Source organism: Acinetobacter sp. VT 511 (assembly GCF_001077515.1).
Lineage (GTDB): Bacteria > Pseudomonadota > Gammaproteobacteria > Pseudomonadales > Moraxellaceae > Acinetobacter > Acinetobacter schindleri.
The window spans coordinates 166,313-185,033 of record NZ_LFRE01000059.1; the positions used below are offsets into that span (position 1 = coordinate 166,313).

The window sequence follows — 18,721 nt, forward strand, 5'->3', positions numbered from 1 at the left end:
TTGAATAGCATAGAAAAGTTGTAAAACATTGACCAGGGTTTTACCATTGCGCCAACTTAAAAATTGTCTGATTTTTTGCCATGAAATCTTCATCTCCTAAAATTCAGCGTCGTCATATCAGCGGTGTGTTCCTGTTAAATAAGCCTCTAGGCATCAGCTCAAATGCTGCACTGCAAAAAGTACGCTGGCTGTATCGTGCGCAAAAAGCCGGACACACAGGTGCGCTGGATCCATTGGCATCTGGTTTATTGCCAGTCTGTCTGGGAGAAGCGACCAAGTTTTCGCATTATCTGCTGGATTCCACCAAACGTTATCAAACGACTATTTTTCTAGGTCATAGCACGATTACCGGTGATGTCGAGGGGGAAATCCTGCTTGAACAAGCTGTTCCTGAACTGAATGAACAGCTAATCAAGGATACGATTGCCCAATTTGTTGGGGAAATCCAGCAAGTACCACCGATGTATTCAGCGCTTAAAAAAGAAGGTCGTCCGTTGTATGAGCTGGCGCGTAAAGGTATTGAAATTGAGCGTGAAGCGCGTCCAATTACCATTTATGCCATCGAACTTTTATCTTTTACTGAAAATAGCATCACGCTGGACGTGACCTGTTCTAAAGGCACGTATATCCGTGTACTGGGTGAAGATATTGCCAAGGCATTGGGTACTTATGGTCATCTGACTTATTTGCATCGTACGCAAACGGGTCATTTTGACATCATTCCAAGTTATACCATTGAATATCTGGAAAGCCTGAGCGAAGAAGAGCGTGAAGCTTTATTGCTACCGGCTTATGCGCCAGTGCAGCATTTTCCGCAGGTTCAAGCCCCAGAAGGCCGTGCTGAATATTTTAGCCATGGTATGGAAAGTAATATTGACCATCCGGCAGAGCCACAAGTGCTGGTATTTGAGGGTGAGAAATGTCTGGGCTTGGCAGAAATTACCGATCGTAAGCGTCTGGTGCCGAAGCGTGTGTTAAATCTCTAGTAGATATTAAGAGAAAGTTGATATGGACATCGAGATCATCATCAGTCTGATTGGCTTTGCCTTTATGGCAGGGGCAATTGATGCCGCCGTCGGTGGTGGTGGTCTGATCCAGATTCCAGCGATTATGAGCAGCCTACCGCATCTGCAGCCAGCGACCGTGTTCGGCACCAATAAGCTGGCTTCCATTTTCGGCACAGCCTCTGCGGCACTTTCCTATTTGCGACAGGTAAAATTGCCGTGGGCTTTGCTCGGCGTGGTTGCCTTATGTAGCTATATCAGTTCTTTTGCTGGCGCGGCCAGTGTCACGCTAATTCCGGTCGATATTCTCAAGCCTTTTGTGCTGGTCATGCTGATCGTGATCGCGGTCTATACTTTCATGGAAAAACAGTTCGGCCGGGTACATGTCGAGCAAAAATTGACACGGAAAATGCTGATGTTCGCTGCCATTGGTAGCTTGATGATCGGGTTTTATGACGGAATTTTTGGTCCGGGCACGGGCAGTTTCTTTATATTTTTCTTTATCCGTTATCTGAGCGTGGATTTTTTACATGCGTCAGCACTTTCGAAAATTGCCAATTTCACTACGAATCTGGCTGCACTGAGTTTCTTTATTCCAACAGGTCATGTGCTGTTTATGGTTGGTGCCATGATGGCGGTGGCGAATATTGCAGGCTCGATTGTTGGGGTGAAACTGGCCTTTAAATATGGCAGTGGTTTTATCCGGATTCTGTTTCTCATACTGGTCAGTTTACTAATCTGCCGGATGGCCTATCAGATGTTTTTGATTTAAAAAATAGATGTAAACCATTCTCGATATTAAAGTTTTTTATACAATTTCTACTTATAAAACCTCCTGAATCCAAGCCATTTCCTCTTTATGATGCAAAAAGGCATGACAAAAACAGGAGAAAAATTACATGACCACCATTTTTGAAGCACTCAGGGAAAGTCATGAAATTCAGCGTGATCTCGCTGAAAAATTATTACAAACTTCCGGGGATACGGCAGAACGCCGTGAGTTGTTCAAGCAACTTAAAAACGAACTCTTTGCCCATGAAACCGCAGAAGACCGCTATTTCTATATTCCATTGATGATGACTGATTCGGGATTGAATATTACCCGTCATGCCTTGGCAGAACATCATGAAATGGATGAGATGATTGAAGAGCTGACTGCAACCGAATTTAGTAATCCGGGCTGGATTGCGATTGCCAAAAGACTTTCAGAAAAGGTTCATCATCACTTAAAAGAAGAAGAACATGGCTTCTTTCAGCAGGCAGGTAAAATTCTTGGAGAAGAGCAAAAGACCGCTTTAGCTGTGCAGTACAAGAATGAATATCAGCGTTATAAAGACATGAAAAAAGACATGCTGGTACAAAGTTAAGTTTTAAATTCAAAAACTATATTGCAAAAAAAGATGGCTGAACAGCCATCTTTTTTAAGAGATATTTAAGCTGTTTTTGCCTTCCTGGCCTGACGTGCAGCACGCAATGTGACCCCGACGGAAGCCAGCATAATACAGGCCAAAGCAATCCATTGTAATACGCCGATACGTTCACCAAGCAGGATAAAACCGGTTAAGGCTGCCAGCGCAGGAGAAAGGCTGGACAGGGTGCCATAGCTCATCTTGTTCAGCTGTTTAAGTGCTTTCAGATCCAGTGCATAGGGAATTGCTGTTGCCAGAATTGCAATGGTAATGGCTTTGCCCCAATGTTGGGTATCGAGGACTGCTGCAGCATTGTGATATAGTCCGAATGGAAGTAAACATAGCGCAGAAATACTGATGGCAATGGTCAGGGCATGCATACCCATATTCTGCTGTACCACACGCTGACCAAAGAAAATATAGAAGGCCCAGCATAGACCAGCACCTAATGCACAGGCAGCACCCAGCAGGTCAAACTGATGATTGGCAGCTTGTCCCCATGGCACCATCAATGCGATTCCTAAAATGGCCAGAATTACCCAGATATAATCACTGCGATTTTTAATCGATAACAGTGCCAGCCCTAGCGGTCCTACAAATTCCAGGCCGACTGCAATCCCTTGAGGCAGTCTGCCCAGTGACATATAAAACAGGATATTCATCAGGCCCAGTGCTGCACTGTAGCAGAGTAAATCTTTCCATTTGAGATAGGGCAGTCGCGAGATAATTTTCCAGGAACGGAACATCACACAGACAATAATGGCGGCAAAACATAGACGCAAAATGGTTACTGTCAGCGGGTCCAGTACAGTAAATAATTGCTTCGCAAAGGATGCACTGATCTGGTATGAAGTCATGGATAAAACCATGTACAACACAGCAAGGAGTTGGGCGTTTGGCATGGGAGTTTGATATGCCAGGCAGGCACAGAATTCAGGTCAGGGAGAAAGGCAGATTATAGCAAACTGGCTAATTTTTGATGAGTAGGCGGAGAGAATATTTTGTGAACCGTTGCCTTAAATTTAAAGCAAATGAATTTAAATTTTTAAGCTCCATAAATGACCAGAAAATTTTAAATTCAAAGTGTAAAAATCACTGCGCAAAACTTTGAATTTAAAAATTCCTACAGTACAAAATAATTAATGATTTAAATATTTTTATTTTTGCGCTTTTGCATGGTCACCGTGCAGCCAATTGAAGCGCTAATGATTGTGCCTAGTGCCAGCCATTGGGTCCACAATAAAGTTTCACCCAAAAAGATAAAACCGGAAAATGCTGCAATTGCAGGTTCCAGACTCATCAAGGTTCCAAAACTCAAAGCGGTTAAATTTCTAAGTGCAATCATTTCCAGGGTAAAGGGCAGTGCACTGGCCAATATTGCCAGAGCTAAAAAGTACATCAGGCTGATCGGTTCGAAAGTATGAGCTGGCATTCCTGCAAAGAGTGCAATTGGCATCAGTACCAGCATACCGACAAACATGCCTAAGCACACGGTATGGTTGCCGGAAACCCCGGAAGGCTTCTGTCCCGCGACGATATACAGTGCCCAGCAGGCACCTGCACTCAAGGCAAATAGAATACCAATCGGATCAAGCGGCTGTGCGGCCTGATCAAAGGGAAACAGCAGCACCAGCCCTAGAATTGCCAGTCCGACCCAGATAAAATCAAACTTCTGCCGGGCATGAAAAAGCGCCACACTGAGTGGCCCAATAAATTCAAAAGAAACTGCAATACCAAGTGGCAGGCGATCAATCGCCAGATAGAACAGCATATTCATGCCAGCCAGCGCTAAGCCATAACTGATAATCGCTGACCATTTCACCTGACGGAAATTGATTTGCCAGATTTTAAAAATCAACGCCAACACGGCTGCACCTAAGAGTAGGCGCATGGCTGAAACTGTCAGAATCGGGAACTGGCCAAACAGATATTTGGCAAAGGAACCACTGCTTTGCATGCTGATCATGGCGATCAGCAAAATCAGTGGCGCTTGCACCATCGGTGCAATTTTAAAATCTGGCATGACTAAATTTGGCTTCGAAGTAATCGAATACTGCGCACAGGAGCGGACTGTACTCAGGGAAAATAAATCCCTAAAAAATAAAAAAACCGCAGACCGAAGCCTGCGGTTTTTTCAGTAGTTGAATTAGAATAATACGCGTACGCGAATCGTGCCTTCAACTTCGTGTAGCGTATCAAGTGCTTCTTTAGATGCAGTCGCATCTACATCCATCACGAGGTAACCGACATCGCCTTTAGTCATCAGTGACTGACCAGAGATGTTGATGCCGTGTTCAGCAAACAGATTGTTAATCTTAGACAGAACACCCGGGATGTTTTTGTGGATGTGAAGCAGACGGTGTTTGCCTTCAGTCAATGGAAGCGCAATTTCTGGGAAGTTCACCGCAGAAAGTGTCATACCTTTGTCAGAATAAGCTACGAATTTTTCAGCAACTTCCAAACCAATATTCGCCTGAGCTTCCATAGTAGAACCGCCCACGTGTGGAGTCAGAATCACGTTTGGAATGTTACGCAGTGGAGAAACGAATTCTTCACCGTTCGCTTTCGGCTCTTTCGGGAATACGTCAACCGCGGCACCTGCAAGGTGACCTGCTTTCAGTGCATCCGCCAAGTCTTCGATCACAACACAGGTACCACGTGCCGCGTTAATGAAGATAGAACCTTCTTTCATTTGCGCGAACTGGTCTTTGGTCATGAAGTTACGTGTAGACGGAACATCTGGCACGTGTAGAGATACCACGTCAGCATTTGCCAAAAGTTCACCTAATGAACCGACCTGACGTGCATTACCTAAAGGCAATTTAGTCACTGTATCGAAGTAGATGACTTTCATACCCATGCTTTCAGCAAGCACAGAAAGTTGTGAGCCGATTGAACCGTAACCTACGATACCTAAAGTCTTACCACGTGTTTCGAATGAACCTACAGCAGATTTGTTCCAGCCGCCTGCATGTGTATCTGTCGATTTTTCAGGTACACGGCGAAGAAGAAGAATTGCTTCAGCAAGTACAAGTTCAGCAACCGAACGAGTATTTGAATAGGGTGCGTTGAATACCGGAATACCACGACGCATTGCTGCATCCAGATTTACCTGGTTGGTACCGATACAGAAACATCCTACCGCGATCAGTTTGTTCGCAGCTTCAAACACTTCTTCAGTGAGCTGAGTACGGGAACGGATACCAATAAAGTGCGCATCTTTGATCGCTTCTTTCAGTGCTTCACCCTCAAGCGCCGTTTTGCGATAGTCGATGTTGGTATATCCAGCTGCATTCAATGTGTCGATTGCGTTCTGGTGAACGCCTTCTAGCAATAGAAAACGGATTTTATCTTTAGGTAGAGATAGATGTTGGCTCATTACGGCTCCGCTACAAAGGCCAAATTTAGTCGCGGTATAATAGCATAGGAAAGTACCTGATTTACATTTCCTTCGTGACGTGAATATCAGGTATTTTTGCAAGTGATATTGGTGAAAATGATGATTCTGGTTGAATTAAACTATCATTTTCAAAGGTATATTAGCTAAATTGTCATTTTTTCAGGGAATCGCCTAAAAATAGCTTATAATATTGCGCCATGCTTTTAAAGCAGCCCGTTTTGATGCTTTAATGGTCATGTATCGTCTGAATTTCATACAGGCCTTGATGCCTGAAAAATATGCAAATAAACAGACGACCTTTCTCTTGTTTACTTCATGCTAGGTCTGCAAACGATGAATGCTCCAGTCGCTTTAACCCCTGAGTTATTGACCCAATTGACTGCAATTGTAGGTGAAAACCGTATTAAAACCGATACGGACAGCCTCCAGAATTGGGGTCGCGATCATACTAAGCACTTTGATCCAAACCCGTCAGTCATCGTTTTCCCATCAACCACTGAGCAGGTTCAAGACATCGTAAAATTGGCGAACCAATTTAACGTTGCAGTGACACCATCAGGTGGTCGTACTGGTCTTTCGGCAGGTGCAGTGGCTGCCAACGGCGAGATCGTAGTCAGCATGGACAAGATGAACCAGATTCTGGAATTCTTCCCGGCAGACCGTATGGTACGCGTGCAGGCAGGTGTCGTGACTGAACAGTTGCAAAACTATGCTGAAGAACAGGGGATGTATTATCCAGTCGACTTTGCTTCAGCAGGTTCATCGCAAATTGGCGGTAACATCGGGACTAATGCTGGCGGCATTAAAGTGATTAAATATGGCATGACCCGTAACTGGGTGCTTGGCCTGACTGTGGTGACGGGTAAAGGTGATGTATTACGTCTGAACAAGGGCATGATCAAGAATGCAACCGGTTATGCGCTTCAACATTTATTTATTGGTGGTGAAGGCACGCTGGGTCTGGTGACGGAAGCGGAAATCAAGCTTGAACGTCAGCCACAAGACCTGCAAGTGATGGTACTGGGTGTGCCTGACTTTGAAGCAGTGATGCCAGTGCTCCACGCTTTCCAGGCAAAAATTGATTTAACAGCGTTCGAGTTCTTTGGTGAACTGGCAATGCAAAAAGTCCTGGCCAATGGACATGTACAGCGCCCATTTGAAACTGAATGCCCATTCTATGTATTGCTTGAGTTTGAAGCGCCATTTGAGCCGATTATGGACAAGGCGATGGAAATCTTTGAACACTGTATGGAACAGGGTTGGGTGCTGGACGGTGTGATGAGCCAGAGTCTGGATCAGGTGGAAAGTTTGTGGCGTTTACGTGAAGACATCTCTGAGTCAATCGCGCCGTTTATTCCATACAAAAATGACATTTCAGTTCTAATCACGCACGTTCCTGCATTTATTAAGGAAATTGATGCGATTGTTTCTGAGAACTATCCTGACTTTGAGATCTGCTGGTTCGGTCATATCGGTGACGGTAACTTACACCTAAACATCTTAAAACCTGCTGATTTGTCTAAAGATGAATTCTTTGCCAAATGTCAGGTCGTAAACAAGTATGTGTTTGATACCGTGAAAAAATATGACGGTTCAATTTCTGCGGAACATGGTGTAGGTATGACCAAAAAGCCATATCTTGAATATTCACGTTCAGCTGAAGAAATCGAATATATGAAAGCCCTGAAAAAAGTGTTCGATCCGAAAGGCATCATGAACCCGGGTAAATTATTCGATCTTTAATCTGGTCAAATTTACAAAAGCGCATCGAAAGGTGCGCTTTTTTTATTGTTGTGTAATCGTACTTACATTGTCTCAATAGTCGGTAAAAAGAAAGCCCGGCATCATAGTTTTTGATAATAAAGACAACAATGGAAACAAGACCATGCTACGAATAATTTTATTGGCAACTTTGACTTTGGGTGTGGCTGTAACAGGTGGTTGTGCAACGACGCAGGATACAATTTTTAAATTACAGTCACCAGATACCCCACTAGAGCAGGTTTTAAAATTGCGCCCTGAACTGCGTGAGAACCTTGCAACAGTGGAACTACGTCAATTCTTTAATAATGTAGAGTCACCTACTGCAGGTCAGGTGAAAGTGACAGAAACCGGGCTGAAAGATGATTCGGTAAAAGCCATTCAAACCATTTATCACTTTAAGCTGGATGGTCGTCAGTGGGAGCTGGTCAATACTCAGAAAGCTTATCAATGCTTGCGGGGAAATGATAAGAAAAAATTCCAGCAAGAGCCGTGTCCATAATATTGTTTGCTCTTTAAACAGGTCTTAGTTAAAAGCGTATTTTAAGGATGCGCTTTTTTCTTTTTTTAAGAATGGCTTAATTTATTTTAAATTTATAAATACGCAACTTATAGAAGTTATTAAATAGTTATATTTAGATAGACTTAACCCAAAAAGCTTTAAACAATAAACTCTGCTACACTTTGCTAAATTTTTCCAAATTCAGCTCTTTTAAAATTCTAAAAAGAGTAAATGAGCCTTAACTCTTCCATGCAAAATATTCAAACGACAAAACTCACCCGTGCCACCATTATGTTCCCATTGGCGCTGGTACTGTTTGAGTTCTCCGTCTATATCGGCAATGACCTGGTACAACCCGCCATGCTCGCTATTACCAAAGAGTTTGGTGTGAGCAGTACCTGGGCGCCGTCGTCCATGTCTTTTTATTTATTGGGTGGGGCATTTATTGCGGCTGTGCTTGGCCCTTTATCTGATCGACTCAGTCGTAAAACCGTATTACTTGGCGGTGTGGCTTTCTTTGTTATAACTTGTCTGGCAATTCTGTTTGCTCCGAATATTGAAAGCTTTATTGCACTGCGCTTTTTACAAGGCTTCGGCCTATCTGTGATCGGTGCAGTAGGTTATGCCGCAATTCAAGAAACCTTTGAAGAACGTGATGCCATTAAAGTTATGGCACTCATGGCAAATGTGTCTTTGCTCGCGCCATTGTTGGGGCCTGTGCTCGGTGCCTTTATGATTGAGCATGTATCCTGGCATTGGGGTTTTATCGGGATTGCCTTCTTGGCTTTTTTGAGCTGGTTTGGTCTTAAAGCCAAAATGCCTGACCCTCAAATCAGTCGGGTTAAACAGCCGCTGAGTTATGTCTGGGATGACTTCAAAGAAGTACTAAAGAATAAGCGCTTTGTGACACTAACCATGTCATTGCCCACCATCTGCATGCCGTTAATGTTGTGGATTGCATTATCCCCAGTTATGCTGGTCGAGCATTTGGGCCTGACCAGTATGCAGTATGGTTTGGCCCAGATTCCAGTTTTGGGCGGCCTGATAGCAGGTAATCTGGTCTTGCTAAAAATCATCGACAAAATGCCATTAGGTCATACCGTCATCCGTGCCGTCCCGCTGATGTTTATTGGGACATTGGTCATCGTCGCGGGGCTGTTTATTCCAGAATATTTTGTACACTGCCTGATTCTGGGCATGACTCTAATCAGTTTCGGTGAAGGCTTGAGTTTTTCGGTTATTTACCGTTTTGCTTTGATGTCTTCTGAAGTGTCTAAGGGCACCGTAGCGGCTGCATTATCTGTACTAATGATGCTGAGCTTCTTCGCTGTGATTGAACTGGTACGGGTGATTTATGAAGCTTATAATATTGGGGGTTATAGTATTTCTTGTGCTGTGCTGATTGCACTGTGGTTTGGCATTCCAAGAGCATGTTTAAAAACACTGATAGCAGAAAGAAAGGAAAGAGGGGAGTTTTAAGCCTCTCCTTTTTAAATTTTTATATAAATGAAGGTATTTACTTTATATCCCTTTGATAAAATGTATTGAATGTTCTCTCTCCCTCTGCGAGAGAGTTAGAGAGAGGGAAATATTAATAAAATAATCTTCCCCTTGTGCTGCAGTACTGCTCATCTCCTAAAAGGAGAGGGAATGTCCATTACCATTTGATAATGATTGCAATCCCAAAATTAAGCTTCAGCCGGCTGCTCCAGCTTTTTTAATTTCATATCAAAGATAAATGGCCCAAATGGCAGAATTGAAGCGATCAGGCCCATAATAAACATACTGAGTGCCCATTTCTGTTTTTCACATACCGCAAACAGCACTACTATAAAAAGAATAAATAACACGCCATGCCCCATGCCGATATATTTCACCAAAACAGGATTGTCCATCATGTACTTCACCGGCATGGCAATAAATAACAACAGCAGGAAAGAAATACCTTCAATCAGGCCAATAAGGCGTAGGGTTTTGATGTTCATAAGCAAGTCAGAATATTTGGAAACTCTACGAGTGTAGCCGATATAAGTAGCAGAATAAATAGGCTTTATAACTATAAGTAATTGTATTTAAAATAAATAATTCAGAGTTGTATGGTTGGTTTTAGCTGTGTTTTTATATTGGTAAAATGATCTGTATGATTTATAAGATATAAAAAAGCACCTCCGGGAAGGTGCTTTGCTGTATTCAATGAATTAGATCACGCCACAGGCAATACGGTCACCACCACCGCCAAGTGGTTTAGGTGAATCAGAGTAGTTATCACCACCAGCATGAACCATGATGGCACGGCCTTGAACATCAGCCAGCTTTAAGCGTGGTGCAACCACAGTCACTTTCGCAGTACCATCAGCAGCTACTTTCAGCGCTGGCAAGTCACCGAGGTGACCACTCATTGGCGTACCGTGATTCGGTGCCTGATTGGTATTCAGGTGACCGCCCGCAGCAATTGCAGCGCCGACTTTACCGTCTTTTTCAGCAGGAGCACATGAACCATTTTCATGAATATGGAAACCACGTTCACCCGCAGGCAAGTTGCTTAAATTGGTACGAATCACCAGTCCTGCCGGGCTATCAGCCAGGTAAACCATACCAATCGACTGACCCACACCTTGTGGAGATACAGCATTTACCGTAACCGCTTTCATATTGTCGATACTTGGTTGAGTCGAGGAGGTTGCACAACCAGTGAACAGGGCCGCACTGATAATACCCAGTGCAGATAACTTGAACATTGATGACTTAAACAATGCAGACATGATATGGCATCCCATACTTATTTTGATTTTGTGTCCTCATTGAAACAGAGAATTTATGACAATTCTATATGGATTAAGCACTTAAATGTTTTAGCTTTGTAATGCGATATAAGCGCTGCCAACACCACTTAAAGTGACGATGTTGGTGGATCTTTCTTTTCTTCTTCCAGATCATAGGCCAGCGTGGCTTTCGGCATCATTAGCGGTTCATTCTGGCCATTTTCATGCAGCCATTCACGCCAGATTGCCAGTAGTACAGCCAGAATCACTGGACCGATAAATACCCCAATCAGACCGAAGCTGGCAATACCGCCAAGTACACCAAACATGATCAGCAGGAATGGAATCTGGGTTGCGCCGGAAATGACCAATGGACGAATTACATTATCGGCCGTGCTGACGATACAGACGCCCCATGCCATCACGCCAATCGCTTCGATAGTTTGACCTTGTGAAAATAGCCAGAGGGATACTGCACCATACGCCATAGGTGGGCCAAACGGAATCAGGGCAAAAATAAAAGTAATAATGGTCAGAACCATCGGGTTTGGCACACCTGCGACAAAGTAACTTACACCCGCAAGGAGGGCCTGTGCAATTGCAGTCAGTCCAACACCATAGACCACGGCACGCGTGGTATCAGAAATGGTATCCAGATAATGATGCACACGTGGACCAATCACTTTTTCTAAGGCTTTGCTGACCTGTTTCAGAATGATTTCGCCATCACGGTAGAAAAAGAACAAAGACAGCATCGCAAAACCTAACTTAATCAGGTTTTTGCTGATTTCATTAAATACCACTTTACCGTAGTTCAGGTGCCCCTGAATCCAGATGGAAATATTCTGGACAATGCTGTTTGGGTCGTTATTGATATCACGCAAGGTACGGGAAATTTCCTTACCTACAAGGGGCAGATTACGAATAAAGTCTGGAACATTGAGATGACCAGAAAAGACCTGTTTCTGTAATTCGTAATACAGGCTACGACCTTCATGTTGCAGCAGGAAGATGGCAAATGTTAGTGGAATACCGACCACCAGCGTTACCATAATCATCATGATAATCGCACTCAGGTTCGGTCTTGAACCGACAGAGCGTTTGATAGACTGATACAGAGGCCAAGTCATATAGGCAATAATGGCTGCCCAAACTACAGGTACAATAAAGTATTTGAGTACATTAAAACTCAAATAAAGCAGGATAAAAAATAATCCAAACAATAAAACTTTTTGTAATGTAGGCGCGTATTGTTGCACTGAATTCAATGACTCATTCCTTAGGTCTGTCAGGCATATTAACTGAAAAAAAGCCGGGCGCAAATGTACACTGACAAAGTTATACGGATTCTTTTATCAAAAAAAAGATATCGTACGCTGCGAGTTTAGAACCATTGGGCTGGATCATCGATAATGGCATTTAATACAGGTTGCCATTGTGCCTGCATTTCCCGGTACATTTTTTGTGGTTTATCGAAAATCGACAGACCTTCCATCGCCAGACGTCCATACGGTGCACGTTCAGAAATCCATGCCACCGGCTGCTGTTCAATACGGTCAAAGAACTGCTGAATTTCCTGATTCGATGCTGCATTCGGCCTGTTACGATTTGCCAGAAGCAGAATCTGGACTTTACCTTTACGAATCCGCTTGATTTCCTGAAGATGTTTCAGAAAACGGCGGGTCGAATCGATATCAAAAAATGAAGGCTGTAAAGGAATGATAATGGCATGTGCTTCACTGACCAGTTGTTCCGCATGCTCACCATTTAAAGCGCCTGGCGCATCAATGATCAGGTATTCGATTTTCTTGGGTGCATCGCCAATAGATTTGGTACTACGCCAGTCCAGACTCTGAATCGGAGCAGCATTTTCAGGGCGATGTTTTAGCCATTGCAGTGCAGATTTCTGGTTATCGGCATCAGCAAGCGCAACCTTGTAACCTTTTTGGGCCAGTGCTGATGCTAGGCTGATGGCAGTCATTGTCTTGCCACAACCACCTTTCTGATTTGCAACTAAAATTGTTTTCATGAGTGGGGGTGATTTATTTATGTACATTGCTAGCATATCATTCTTTTCTGATCGGCAGATGGCGGAAAACCTCGACTTCAGTCGAATCTAACCATAACTTAAGTGAAAATTAAGGAAGATTGAATGTCCATATGGATGGCAATGTTAATAGGAGCGTGTATCGGGATTGTGCTAACCACACTCATTCTGGGGCAAAGCCGTAATGGCCGCATCAAGGCAGAATATGAACAGTATATTGCCGAGCTGGAATTGGAACATCAGCAGGCTCTGACGGCCGCCCAGAAGCGTAGCGTAAATACCAGCCGTGCTGTACTCAAGGGGAAAATGGCCGAACAGTTAGCACCGATTATGCCTGAATTTCAGTATTTACCCAGTGATGCCAAGTTCCTGGGTGATCCGGTAGATTATGTAGTTTTTGATGGTTATACCGACTTCCGTGATGGTGATGGTCTGGCCGAAGATATTGAAGTGGTGCTGATTGATATCAAGAGTGGTGGCGCAAGGCTGAGCAAAGGGCAACAGGCAATTGCCCGGGCAATTCAGGAAGGACGGGTACGCTTTGAAACCATCCGTATCGATTTTGAAGAATTCGAGGATTAGGAAAAGATCATATGGATAAATTACTGATCACCGCAGCACTATTCGCATTTGGGATCTGGGTCTGGTCAGAGTATTTTCGCGCTATCCCTCATCTGGAAGAAAGCGGCGTTCTCAAGAATTTTAAGGTAGAAGCGGTGCAGCCTGTTTCAGCAACGTATACAGTGCTGGATAAATCGTTTATCAAACCAAACCGTCGGGTCTTGCATCAGGCCAGTCCCTTTGTGGGCAGTTTTAATGATCTGGCCTATGTCAGTAATATTGATATCTTGCTGGCGATTCAGCCTTTGCCCACTACTATGCAGGCTAAACTGCAGCTCGATCAGCCAAAACGCTGCTTCCAGATTGAAGGTACAATCAATACAGCGGAGCAGGAAGCCATTAAAACCCATGTACAGCACTTTAGCCTGATTGCCGCCAATGAAAATATTGCCAATCAGATTCGCCGTCTGAAATCAGGGCAGCAGGTTCATCTTCAGGGTAACATTGTCACTGTACAGTCGGGTACTACAGGTCAGGCTTTTCAGGCAGGAATCGGGTCGAAACATCGCGCCCAATGTCAGTTGCTTAAAGTGCATGCTATTCAGGTGAATTGATTTTATTTAATGCATCAAACAGGCTTACGTGCCCGGGCCAGCAACATACGCTGTCCAATACTTGGAATACCAGCGGCATCGACATATTTTACTTCATCCAGTTCAAAACCAGCTTCAAGTAAAGCAGTTTCAATATCCCGATCAAGATGGCAGCCATCCGCGACTTTTTTCTGAATCGGGGTCAATAAATGCTGTAAACGTTGTATGTTCAGATTCTGCCGATTCAGTACATGTTCTGCTACATGCAAAGTTCCACCCGGCATCAGTACCCGATAAATCTCCTTCAGGCTTTGATACAGATCAGGAATACTGCAGAGAGTCCAGGTTGAAACTACATTTTCCAGCTGATCACGATCAAAAGGTAATGCTTCAGCACTGGCAAGAATGTGCTCAACCACAAAAGGCGTCGTCTGAATCCGCTCTTGGCCTAATTTAAAAATTTCGAGATTAGGCTCTAAGGCATAGACGGTATGGACGCCTTGATAGAAGGGTAGATTCAGCCCGGTACCGAAACCGATTTCCAGAACTTCACCAGAAACCCCAAGTAGCAGTTCACGGCGCAGATCCATGAGTGATGCGGTTTGCATGACCTGATTTAGCAGATGCGGGAAAATGTGTTTTTGATAAAGTTTATACAGCATGATTTTAGGTTCAATTTATTGCTGGATTGCGCTTAGCTTAACCGAAAATTCCTCGGTAAATATAATTTTTAGTACGACTCATTCATAGCACATTGTTACCAATTTCAACTATTTCCTTCATAAGTTCGCGCTAAGATATTTGGTAAACAGATGAACTGAGATGGTTGGGATAAAAGCAAGATGAGGTTGAAAAGCATGAAGCATATTGCCCTGTGTCTGGGTCTGATGTTACCGGTGCTGTCACAAGCATCCGTAGAACATAATATTGCCAAAGGCTTGCCACCCGTGGCAAAAGGCCAGTCAATTTCGGTATTGCAGCCGTTTAAAGGTGATTTCCGGATCTTGGGTTCAAAAATTTATAATAATGATCCGCAGGCCAAATTTTCTCCAATTGATTATGCAGTAAGTTGGGGACTATTTGCTGAACCGGAAATTGCCCGGCATATCACGGTAAACCAGTATGACCGCTATCTGAACTGGAAAATGGATCGTATTCCAGTGCCTAAAGCACAAGCCATGCAGATGGTATCCAATATGCATATCATTCCTGCCAATCCGCAGATTGCCAAAGCCATTAAACAGGTCAAACGTGGTGATCTGGTCCGTTTGAAAGGCGAGCTGGTTGAAGTGCGAGATAAAGATCTGGTATGGACCTCATCATTGACTCCGACCGATACAGGTGATGGCGCGTGTGAAGTGTTTCGTGTTAATTCAATTCAGTGGATTGAAAAGGTACAACGTAGTTAGTGATAAAAGTTCATTCATGGCAATTTATAGGAAAAGAAAACCGCTCAAAGGAGCGGTTTTTTTATAGCTTGATTGAGCATTTATTTAGCAGCTAGCGCTTCGCCTTCAAACTGAATCCCATCCCAGCCATTGAGCATGAACTGACGGATATTCTGGTGGTCGGTCGCTTCAGGCGTTGCCAGTACTGCGGCATAGTGTTCAGCAAACAGACTCAAAGTTTGCGCCTGATCCAGACCATTCAATTTAGCAAAAGAGAATACTTTTGCACTACCCTGGTTTTCAGTAGCGGCATTGGCTTGTTGACCATTTTTAAAAGCTGTTGGTGTGTGCTGATAGCGTGCATCAATGAATGCAATTACATCAGCAAATTTTGCTTCGCCAGCAGCCAATTGAGCCAGTAATTCCTGAGCCATGGGGTTTCCCTCTAGAACTTAAATAAATATGAATGGTGTCGAATATACCAATTTTTTGGCAAAGATCCATGTTCATTGTGCAATTTTAGGTGCATGATGTTATTCATTATTCTCGCCCAATATAAGGGCTGATGACGTATTCAGGATTGAAGGATAACGGAGAGGACATGAACTGGCTTTTGGTGGCAATGGGCGGCGCAATCGGGGCGACACTGCGTTATGCAACAGGCATGCTGATTTTCAAGCCGCAGATGTTATTTCCTTGGCCGACCTGGTGGATCAATATTATCGGTTGTTTATGTGCGGGGATCTTCTTTGCCTTTAGCCAGAAATACAGCTTTCTACAGAATGAAGCACGGCTGTTATTTATGGTGGGGATCTTGGGTGGTTTTACTACTTTTTCCAGTTTTGGTTTGGAAACTTTTCAGCTGCTTAAACAGGGAGCGCTAACAATTGCTATCAGTTATGTCGTATCCAGTGTGATTGTCGGTGTACTGCTGCTGGGAATTGGTTTCTATCTGACTCAGCTGGCTTTAGCGCAGGCATAAAAAAGTCAGGAAACTAGGGAGATTTCCTGACAATAGAGGATTTAGAAATGAGACATTAAGGTTTAACTGCGTTTAAAGCGTGCAAAACGTTTATTGAAGCTTGCTACGCGGCCTTCATTACTGGTTTGACGCTGTTCACCGGTATAGAAGGGGTGAGACGCACTTGAAATATCGAGAGTGACATAAGGGTAAGTTTTGCCTTCGTATTCACGGGTCTGGCTGGAATTCATGGTGCTGCCAATAATGAAATAAACATCGGCATTGGTATCATGAAATAGTACTTCACGATACTCTGGATGGATATCTGGACGCATATTTTTTACCTTGCTTGAACAACAATGATTAGATTTAATGTTATGTTATAATATAACAATATTATTTTCAATATAAGCCGGGTAACGATGTGTATCCAGGTGTAACTCTTGTTAAAGCTTAGGCACGTTTCGGTACCAGCTCCTCAAATACATCACTGAGATCATCTTTAACTTTTAAATGAATCAGGTTCCAGTATTGTCCTGAAATGGTCCGGTTTACCATCAACGTATCTGGAGAAGGTTTAAATACGTCCCAATATTTCAAGGATGGCTTGATCAGCTCTATACCGTCATGGTGCGCCGAGTTTTCCTCAAAATCATAATAGCCATTTAGTGGGCGTAACAGTACTTCCAGCCACTGTTCATACAGTTCCTGAGGGAATTTTCCAAGTTCTGTAAGTGACTTAAGCGAGTCTAGCTGCTGCTCGATCATCGGAATATTCTGTTCCCGAGCTGCATGTACTAACTCTCTAAAATGACCAATCACTTCAGTAGATAAAGTTTTTACACCACCGAAATCGTAAATAATCACTGTGCCATCTTCACGGAAGGCGAAGTTACCCGGATGCGGGTCACAGTGGAAACGACGCAGATAGAAAATTTCCTGGCCAATGGCACGGAACAGGCGACGGCCCAGATCATTACGGATTTCCACCGGCCAAGTACTGGCAGTTTCAATGCTTTCACCATGTTCCAGACTTAAAGTCAGAATATGCCGTGACGAATAATCCGGATAGACTTGTGGAATTACAATCTTGCTATCCAGTGTTTCGTGGAAAGCACGAGCAACCTCTAAATTTTGTGCTTCGATTTCATAGTTCAGCTCATCGTCCAGACTGTGCTGAATTTCCTTAAACAGCTGATCTTGCAGTTTACGGTCAATTTTCAATACCCCCATCAGACGTAACGCCAGACGGACCTGTTTTAGGTCGCTTTCACAAGCTTCTTCTACACCCGGATATTGCACTTTCACCACGACTTGCTGACCATTCGGCAAGGTGGCTTTATGCACCTGACCAATCGAGGCAGCCGCAAAAGGTTTAGGTTCAAAATCCTGGAAAATCTGCTCCAGCGGTTTGCCAAGCTCTTTTTCAACCTGTGCTTTAATCACATTAAACGGCATGGCTGGCGCCTGACGTTGCAACTTGGAAATGGCACGTGCGACTTCAGGCGGAAAAATATCTTTATATTGAGAAGCGATCTGACCGACTTTCATCACTGCGCCTTTCATTTCTCCAAGGGTATCGGCAATCTGTACACCAATATCCTGAAAAAGTTTGCTGCGCGCTGCATTTTTCTGCTCTTCGTCGGCAGTTAAATTTTTAATAGAATTTGATAATGTTTTGCTGGCGATACTTGCTGTCATACCGGCAAGTTTCATAAAGCGACGACCGGGTGTGCTAGCCGTTTTTGCCATGCGGAATTCCTCAAAATCATCTTTTTAATGCTGTCTTTGATCATAGGCGACAAAGGCGTAAATGCCTATAACTAATTGTAGAGGTTGTGTTGCCAGCCCAATCTCATACTTTACAATTTCTTCAATAATCTTCCAAAAACTGTGCCAATACCGCTTTGATTCATTATTTAGAGTGATTGGGTTCACCATTAATTCTGAGTTTTTATGCATTGATGAGATTAGAATAGTCAGCATGATTTAAGCTAAGACTATTCCATGAAAGTTTATCGTTATTTTACCGGTAAGGATGATGTGCATTTTTGTGCCCGTGTCACCAAGGCATTAAATGAAGGCTATGAACTGTATGGTTCACCAACCATGACTTTTAATGGAACAGAAGTGATTGTGGGCCAGGTCGTCATTAAAGAAGTAGCAGATGAGTCTGAGATTCCACAGGGTTTAAAAGCAGCTTTAGAAGCGAACTAGAGTTCTGAATGATCATGCCCTCAATGTTTCATTCGCATTTTTATCTTATTGTGTAGGTGGTTTTTACTTTCGCAGCGGCAAAAGTAATAAAACCCTTTTATTAATCTGATGCTTTA

Annotated in this window: 22 protein-coding genes; 11 read left to right on the forward strand and 11 right to left on the reverse strand. The window is 43.5% G+C overall.

Annotated elements, in window-relative coordinates; translation table 11 throughout:
- Positions 1-80 precede the first annotated feature (80 nt).
- The 3 genes from truB (at position 81) to ACS72_RS07985 (ending at position 2,371) form a co-directional block, all read left to right on the forward strand.
- Positions 81-986: a tRNA pseudouridine(55) synthase TruB gene (gene truB / locus ACS72_RS07975; RefSeq protein ID WP_048881788.1), complete on the forward strand. Its 906-nt coding sequence runs from the start codon at positions 81-83 to the stop codon at positions 984-986.
- A gap of 22 nt (positions 987-1,008) precedes the next feature.
- Positions 1,009-1,776, forward strand: coding sequence for a TSUP family transporter (locus tag ACS72_RS07980; RefSeq protein ID WP_048881789.1), 768 nt, complete (start codon positions 1,009-1,011; stop codon positions 1,774-1,776).
- A gap of 127 nt (positions 1,777-1,903) precedes the next feature.
- The gene (locus ACS72_RS07985; RefSeq protein WP_004809925.1) at positions 1,904-2,371 is read left to right on the forward strand and encodes a hemerythrin domain-containing protein; all 468 of its coding nucleotides are present in this window, start codon (positions 1,904-1,906) and stop codon (positions 2,369-2,371) included.
- A 65-nt stretch (positions 2,372-2,436) separates the two neighbouring features.
- Here the strand turns inward: ACS72_RS07985 and ACS72_RS07990 are convergent, their stop codons facing one another.
- The 3 genes from ACS72_RS07990 to serA form a co-directional block, all read right to left on the reverse strand.
- Positions 2,437-3,315 carry a DMT family transporter gene (locus ACS72_RS07990; protein WP_004809922.1) on the reverse strand — a complete coding sequence of 293 codons (879 nt, stop codon included), beginning with the start codon at positions 3,313-3,315 and terminating at the stop codon, positions 2,437-2,439.
- 245 nt (positions 3,316-3,560) lie between these two features.
- Positions 3,561-4,436 carry a DMT family transporter gene (locus ACS72_RS07995; RefSeq protein ID WP_048881790.1) on the reverse strand — a complete coding sequence of 292 codons (876 nt, stop codon included), beginning with the start codon at positions 4,434-4,436 and terminating at the stop codon, positions 3,561-3,563.
- A 123-nt stretch (positions 4,437-4,559) separates the two neighbouring features.
- The gene (gene serA / locus ACS72_RS08000) at positions 4,560-5,792 is read right to left on the reverse strand and encodes a phosphoglycerate dehydrogenase (RefSeq protein WP_048881791.1); all 1,233 of its coding nucleotides are present in this window, start codon (positions 5,790-5,792) and stop codon (positions 4,560-4,562) included.
- A gap of 354 nt (positions 5,793-6,146) precedes the next feature.
- Between serA and ACS72_RS08005 the strand changes: the two genes are divergently transcribed.
- From ACS72_RS08005 to ACS72_RS08015, 3 genes are all read left to right on the forward strand, one after another.
- Positions 6,147-7,556, forward strand: a complete 1,410-nt coding sequence (locus ACS72_RS08005; protein WP_026056737.1) for an FAD-binding oxidoreductase — start codon at positions 6,147-6,149, stop codon at positions 7,554-7,556.
- Positions 7,557-7,698: 142 nt separating this feature from the next.
- Positions 7,699-8,076, forward strand: a complete 378-nt coding sequence (locus ACS72_RS08010) for a hypothetical protein (protein ID WP_004896201.1) — start codon at positions 7,699-7,701, stop codon at positions 8,074-8,076.
- A 249-nt stretch (positions 8,077-8,325) separates the two neighbouring features.
- The gene (locus ACS72_RS08015; protein ID WP_048881792.1) at positions 8,326-9,555 is read left to right on the forward strand and encodes an MFS transporter; all 1,230 of its coding nucleotides are present in this window, start codon (positions 8,326-8,328) and stop codon (positions 9,553-9,555) included.
- Positions 9,556-9,764: 209 nt separating this feature from the next.
- Here ACS72_RS08015 and ACS72_RS08020 read toward each other — a convergent pair whose 3' ends face one another.
- The 4 genes from ACS72_RS08020 to ACS72_RS08035 all read right to left on the reverse strand — a co-directional run bounded on the left by ACS72_RS08020 (position 9,765) and on the right by ACS72_RS08035 (position 12,867).
- The gene (locus tag ACS72_RS08020; protein ID WP_004896197.1) at positions 9,765-10,061 is read right to left on the reverse strand and encodes a DUF3817 domain-containing protein; all 297 of its coding nucleotides are present in this window, start codon (positions 10,059-10,061) and stop codon (positions 9,765-9,767) included.
- 213 nt (positions 10,062-10,274) lie between these two features.
- Positions 10,275-10,838 (reverse strand): superoxide dismutase family protein, encoded by a 564-nt coding sequence (gene sodC, locus ACS72_RS08025; RefSeq protein ID WP_004809907.1) that lies wholly within the window; start codon positions 10,836-10,838, stop codon positions 10,275-10,277.
- A 128-nt stretch (positions 10,839-10,966) separates the two neighbouring features.
- Positions 10,967-12,106 (reverse strand): AI-2E family transporter, encoded by a 1,140-nt coding sequence (locus tag ACS72_RS08030; RefSeq protein ID WP_004896196.1) that lies wholly within the window; start codon positions 12,104-12,106, stop codon positions 10,967-10,969.
- A gap of 116 nt (positions 12,107-12,222) precedes the next feature.
- Positions 12,223-12,867, reverse strand: coding sequence for a ParA family protein (locus ACS72_RS08035; protein ID WP_004809903.1), 645 nt, complete (start codon positions 12,865-12,867; stop codon positions 12,223-12,225).
- Positions 12,868-12,990: 123 nt separating this feature from the next.
- Here ACS72_RS08035 and ACS72_RS08040 point away from each other — a divergent pair, with 123 nt between their 5' ends.
- Both ACS72_RS08040 and ACS72_RS08045 read left to right on the forward strand, forming a co-directional pair.
- Positions 12,991-13,467: a Holliday junction resolvase-like protein gene (locus ACS72_RS08040; RefSeq protein ID WP_004809901.1), complete on the forward strand. Its 477-nt coding sequence runs from the start codon at positions 12,991-12,993 to the stop codon at positions 13,465-13,467.
- Between the two features lie 11 nt (positions 13,468-13,478).
- Positions 13,479-14,060, forward strand: a complete 582-nt coding sequence (locus ACS72_RS08045) for a hypothetical protein (protein WP_048881793.1) — start codon at positions 13,479-13,481, stop codon at positions 14,058-14,060.
- A gap of 14 nt (positions 14,061-14,074) precedes the next feature.
- Here the strand turns inward: ACS72_RS08045 and ACS72_RS08050 are convergent, their stop codons facing one another.
- On the reverse strand, positions 14,075-14,701 hold the full coding sequence (locus ACS72_RS08050) for a class I SAM-dependent methyltransferase (protein ID WP_004896194.1): 627 nt from the start codon (positions 14,699-14,701) through the stop codon (positions 14,075-14,077).
- Positions 14,702-14,896: 195 nt separating this feature from the next.
- On the opposite strand from ACS72_RS08050, the gene ACS72_RS08055 reads away from it, so the two are divergent.
- Positions 14,897-15,448, forward strand: coding sequence for a hypothetical protein (locus tag ACS72_RS08055; protein WP_004809895.1), 552 nt, complete (start codon positions 14,897-14,899; stop codon positions 15,446-15,448).
- 80 nt (positions 15,449-15,528) lie between these two features.
- Here the strand turns inward: ACS72_RS08055 and ACS72_RS08060 are convergent, their stop codons facing one another.
- Complete coding sequence (locus tag ACS72_RS08060; RefSeq protein ID WP_004896192.1) at positions 15,529-15,861, reverse strand: HopJ type III effector protein; 333 nt, start codon at positions 15,859-15,861, stop codon at positions 15,529-15,531.
- Between the two features lie 167 nt (positions 15,862-16,028).
- On the opposite strand from ACS72_RS08060, the gene crcB reads away from it, so the two are divergent.
- Positions 16,029-16,409 (forward strand): fluoride efflux transporter CrcB, encoded by a 381-nt coding sequence (crcB, locus tag ACS72_RS08065; protein ID WP_004896190.1) that lies wholly within the window; start codon positions 16,029-16,031, stop codon positions 16,407-16,409.
- A 62-nt stretch (positions 16,410-16,471) separates the two neighbouring features.
- Here crcB and ACS72_RS08070 read toward each other — a convergent pair whose 3' ends face one another.
- Positions 16,472-16,723 (reverse strand): type B 50S ribosomal protein L31, encoded by a 252-nt coding sequence (locus ACS72_RS08070; protein ID WP_048881794.1) that lies wholly within the window; start codon positions 16,721-16,723, stop codon positions 16,472-16,474.
- Between the two features lie 118 nt (positions 16,724-16,841).
- Complete coding sequence (locus ACS72_RS08075) at positions 16,842-18,140, reverse strand: AarF/ABC1/UbiB kinase family protein (protein WP_048881795.1); 1,299 nt, start codon at positions 18,138-18,140, stop codon at positions 16,842-16,844.
- Positions 18,141-18,395: 255 nt separating this feature from the next.
- Here ACS72_RS08075 and ACS72_RS08085 point away from each other — a divergent pair, with 255 nt between their 5' ends.
- Positions 18,396-18,605 (forward strand): DUF1737 domain-containing protein, encoded by a 210-nt coding sequence (locus ACS72_RS08085; protein WP_004809883.1) that lies wholly within the window; start codon positions 18,396-18,398, stop codon positions 18,603-18,605.
- The last annotated feature ends 116 nt before the right edge of the window (positions 18,606-18,721 follow it).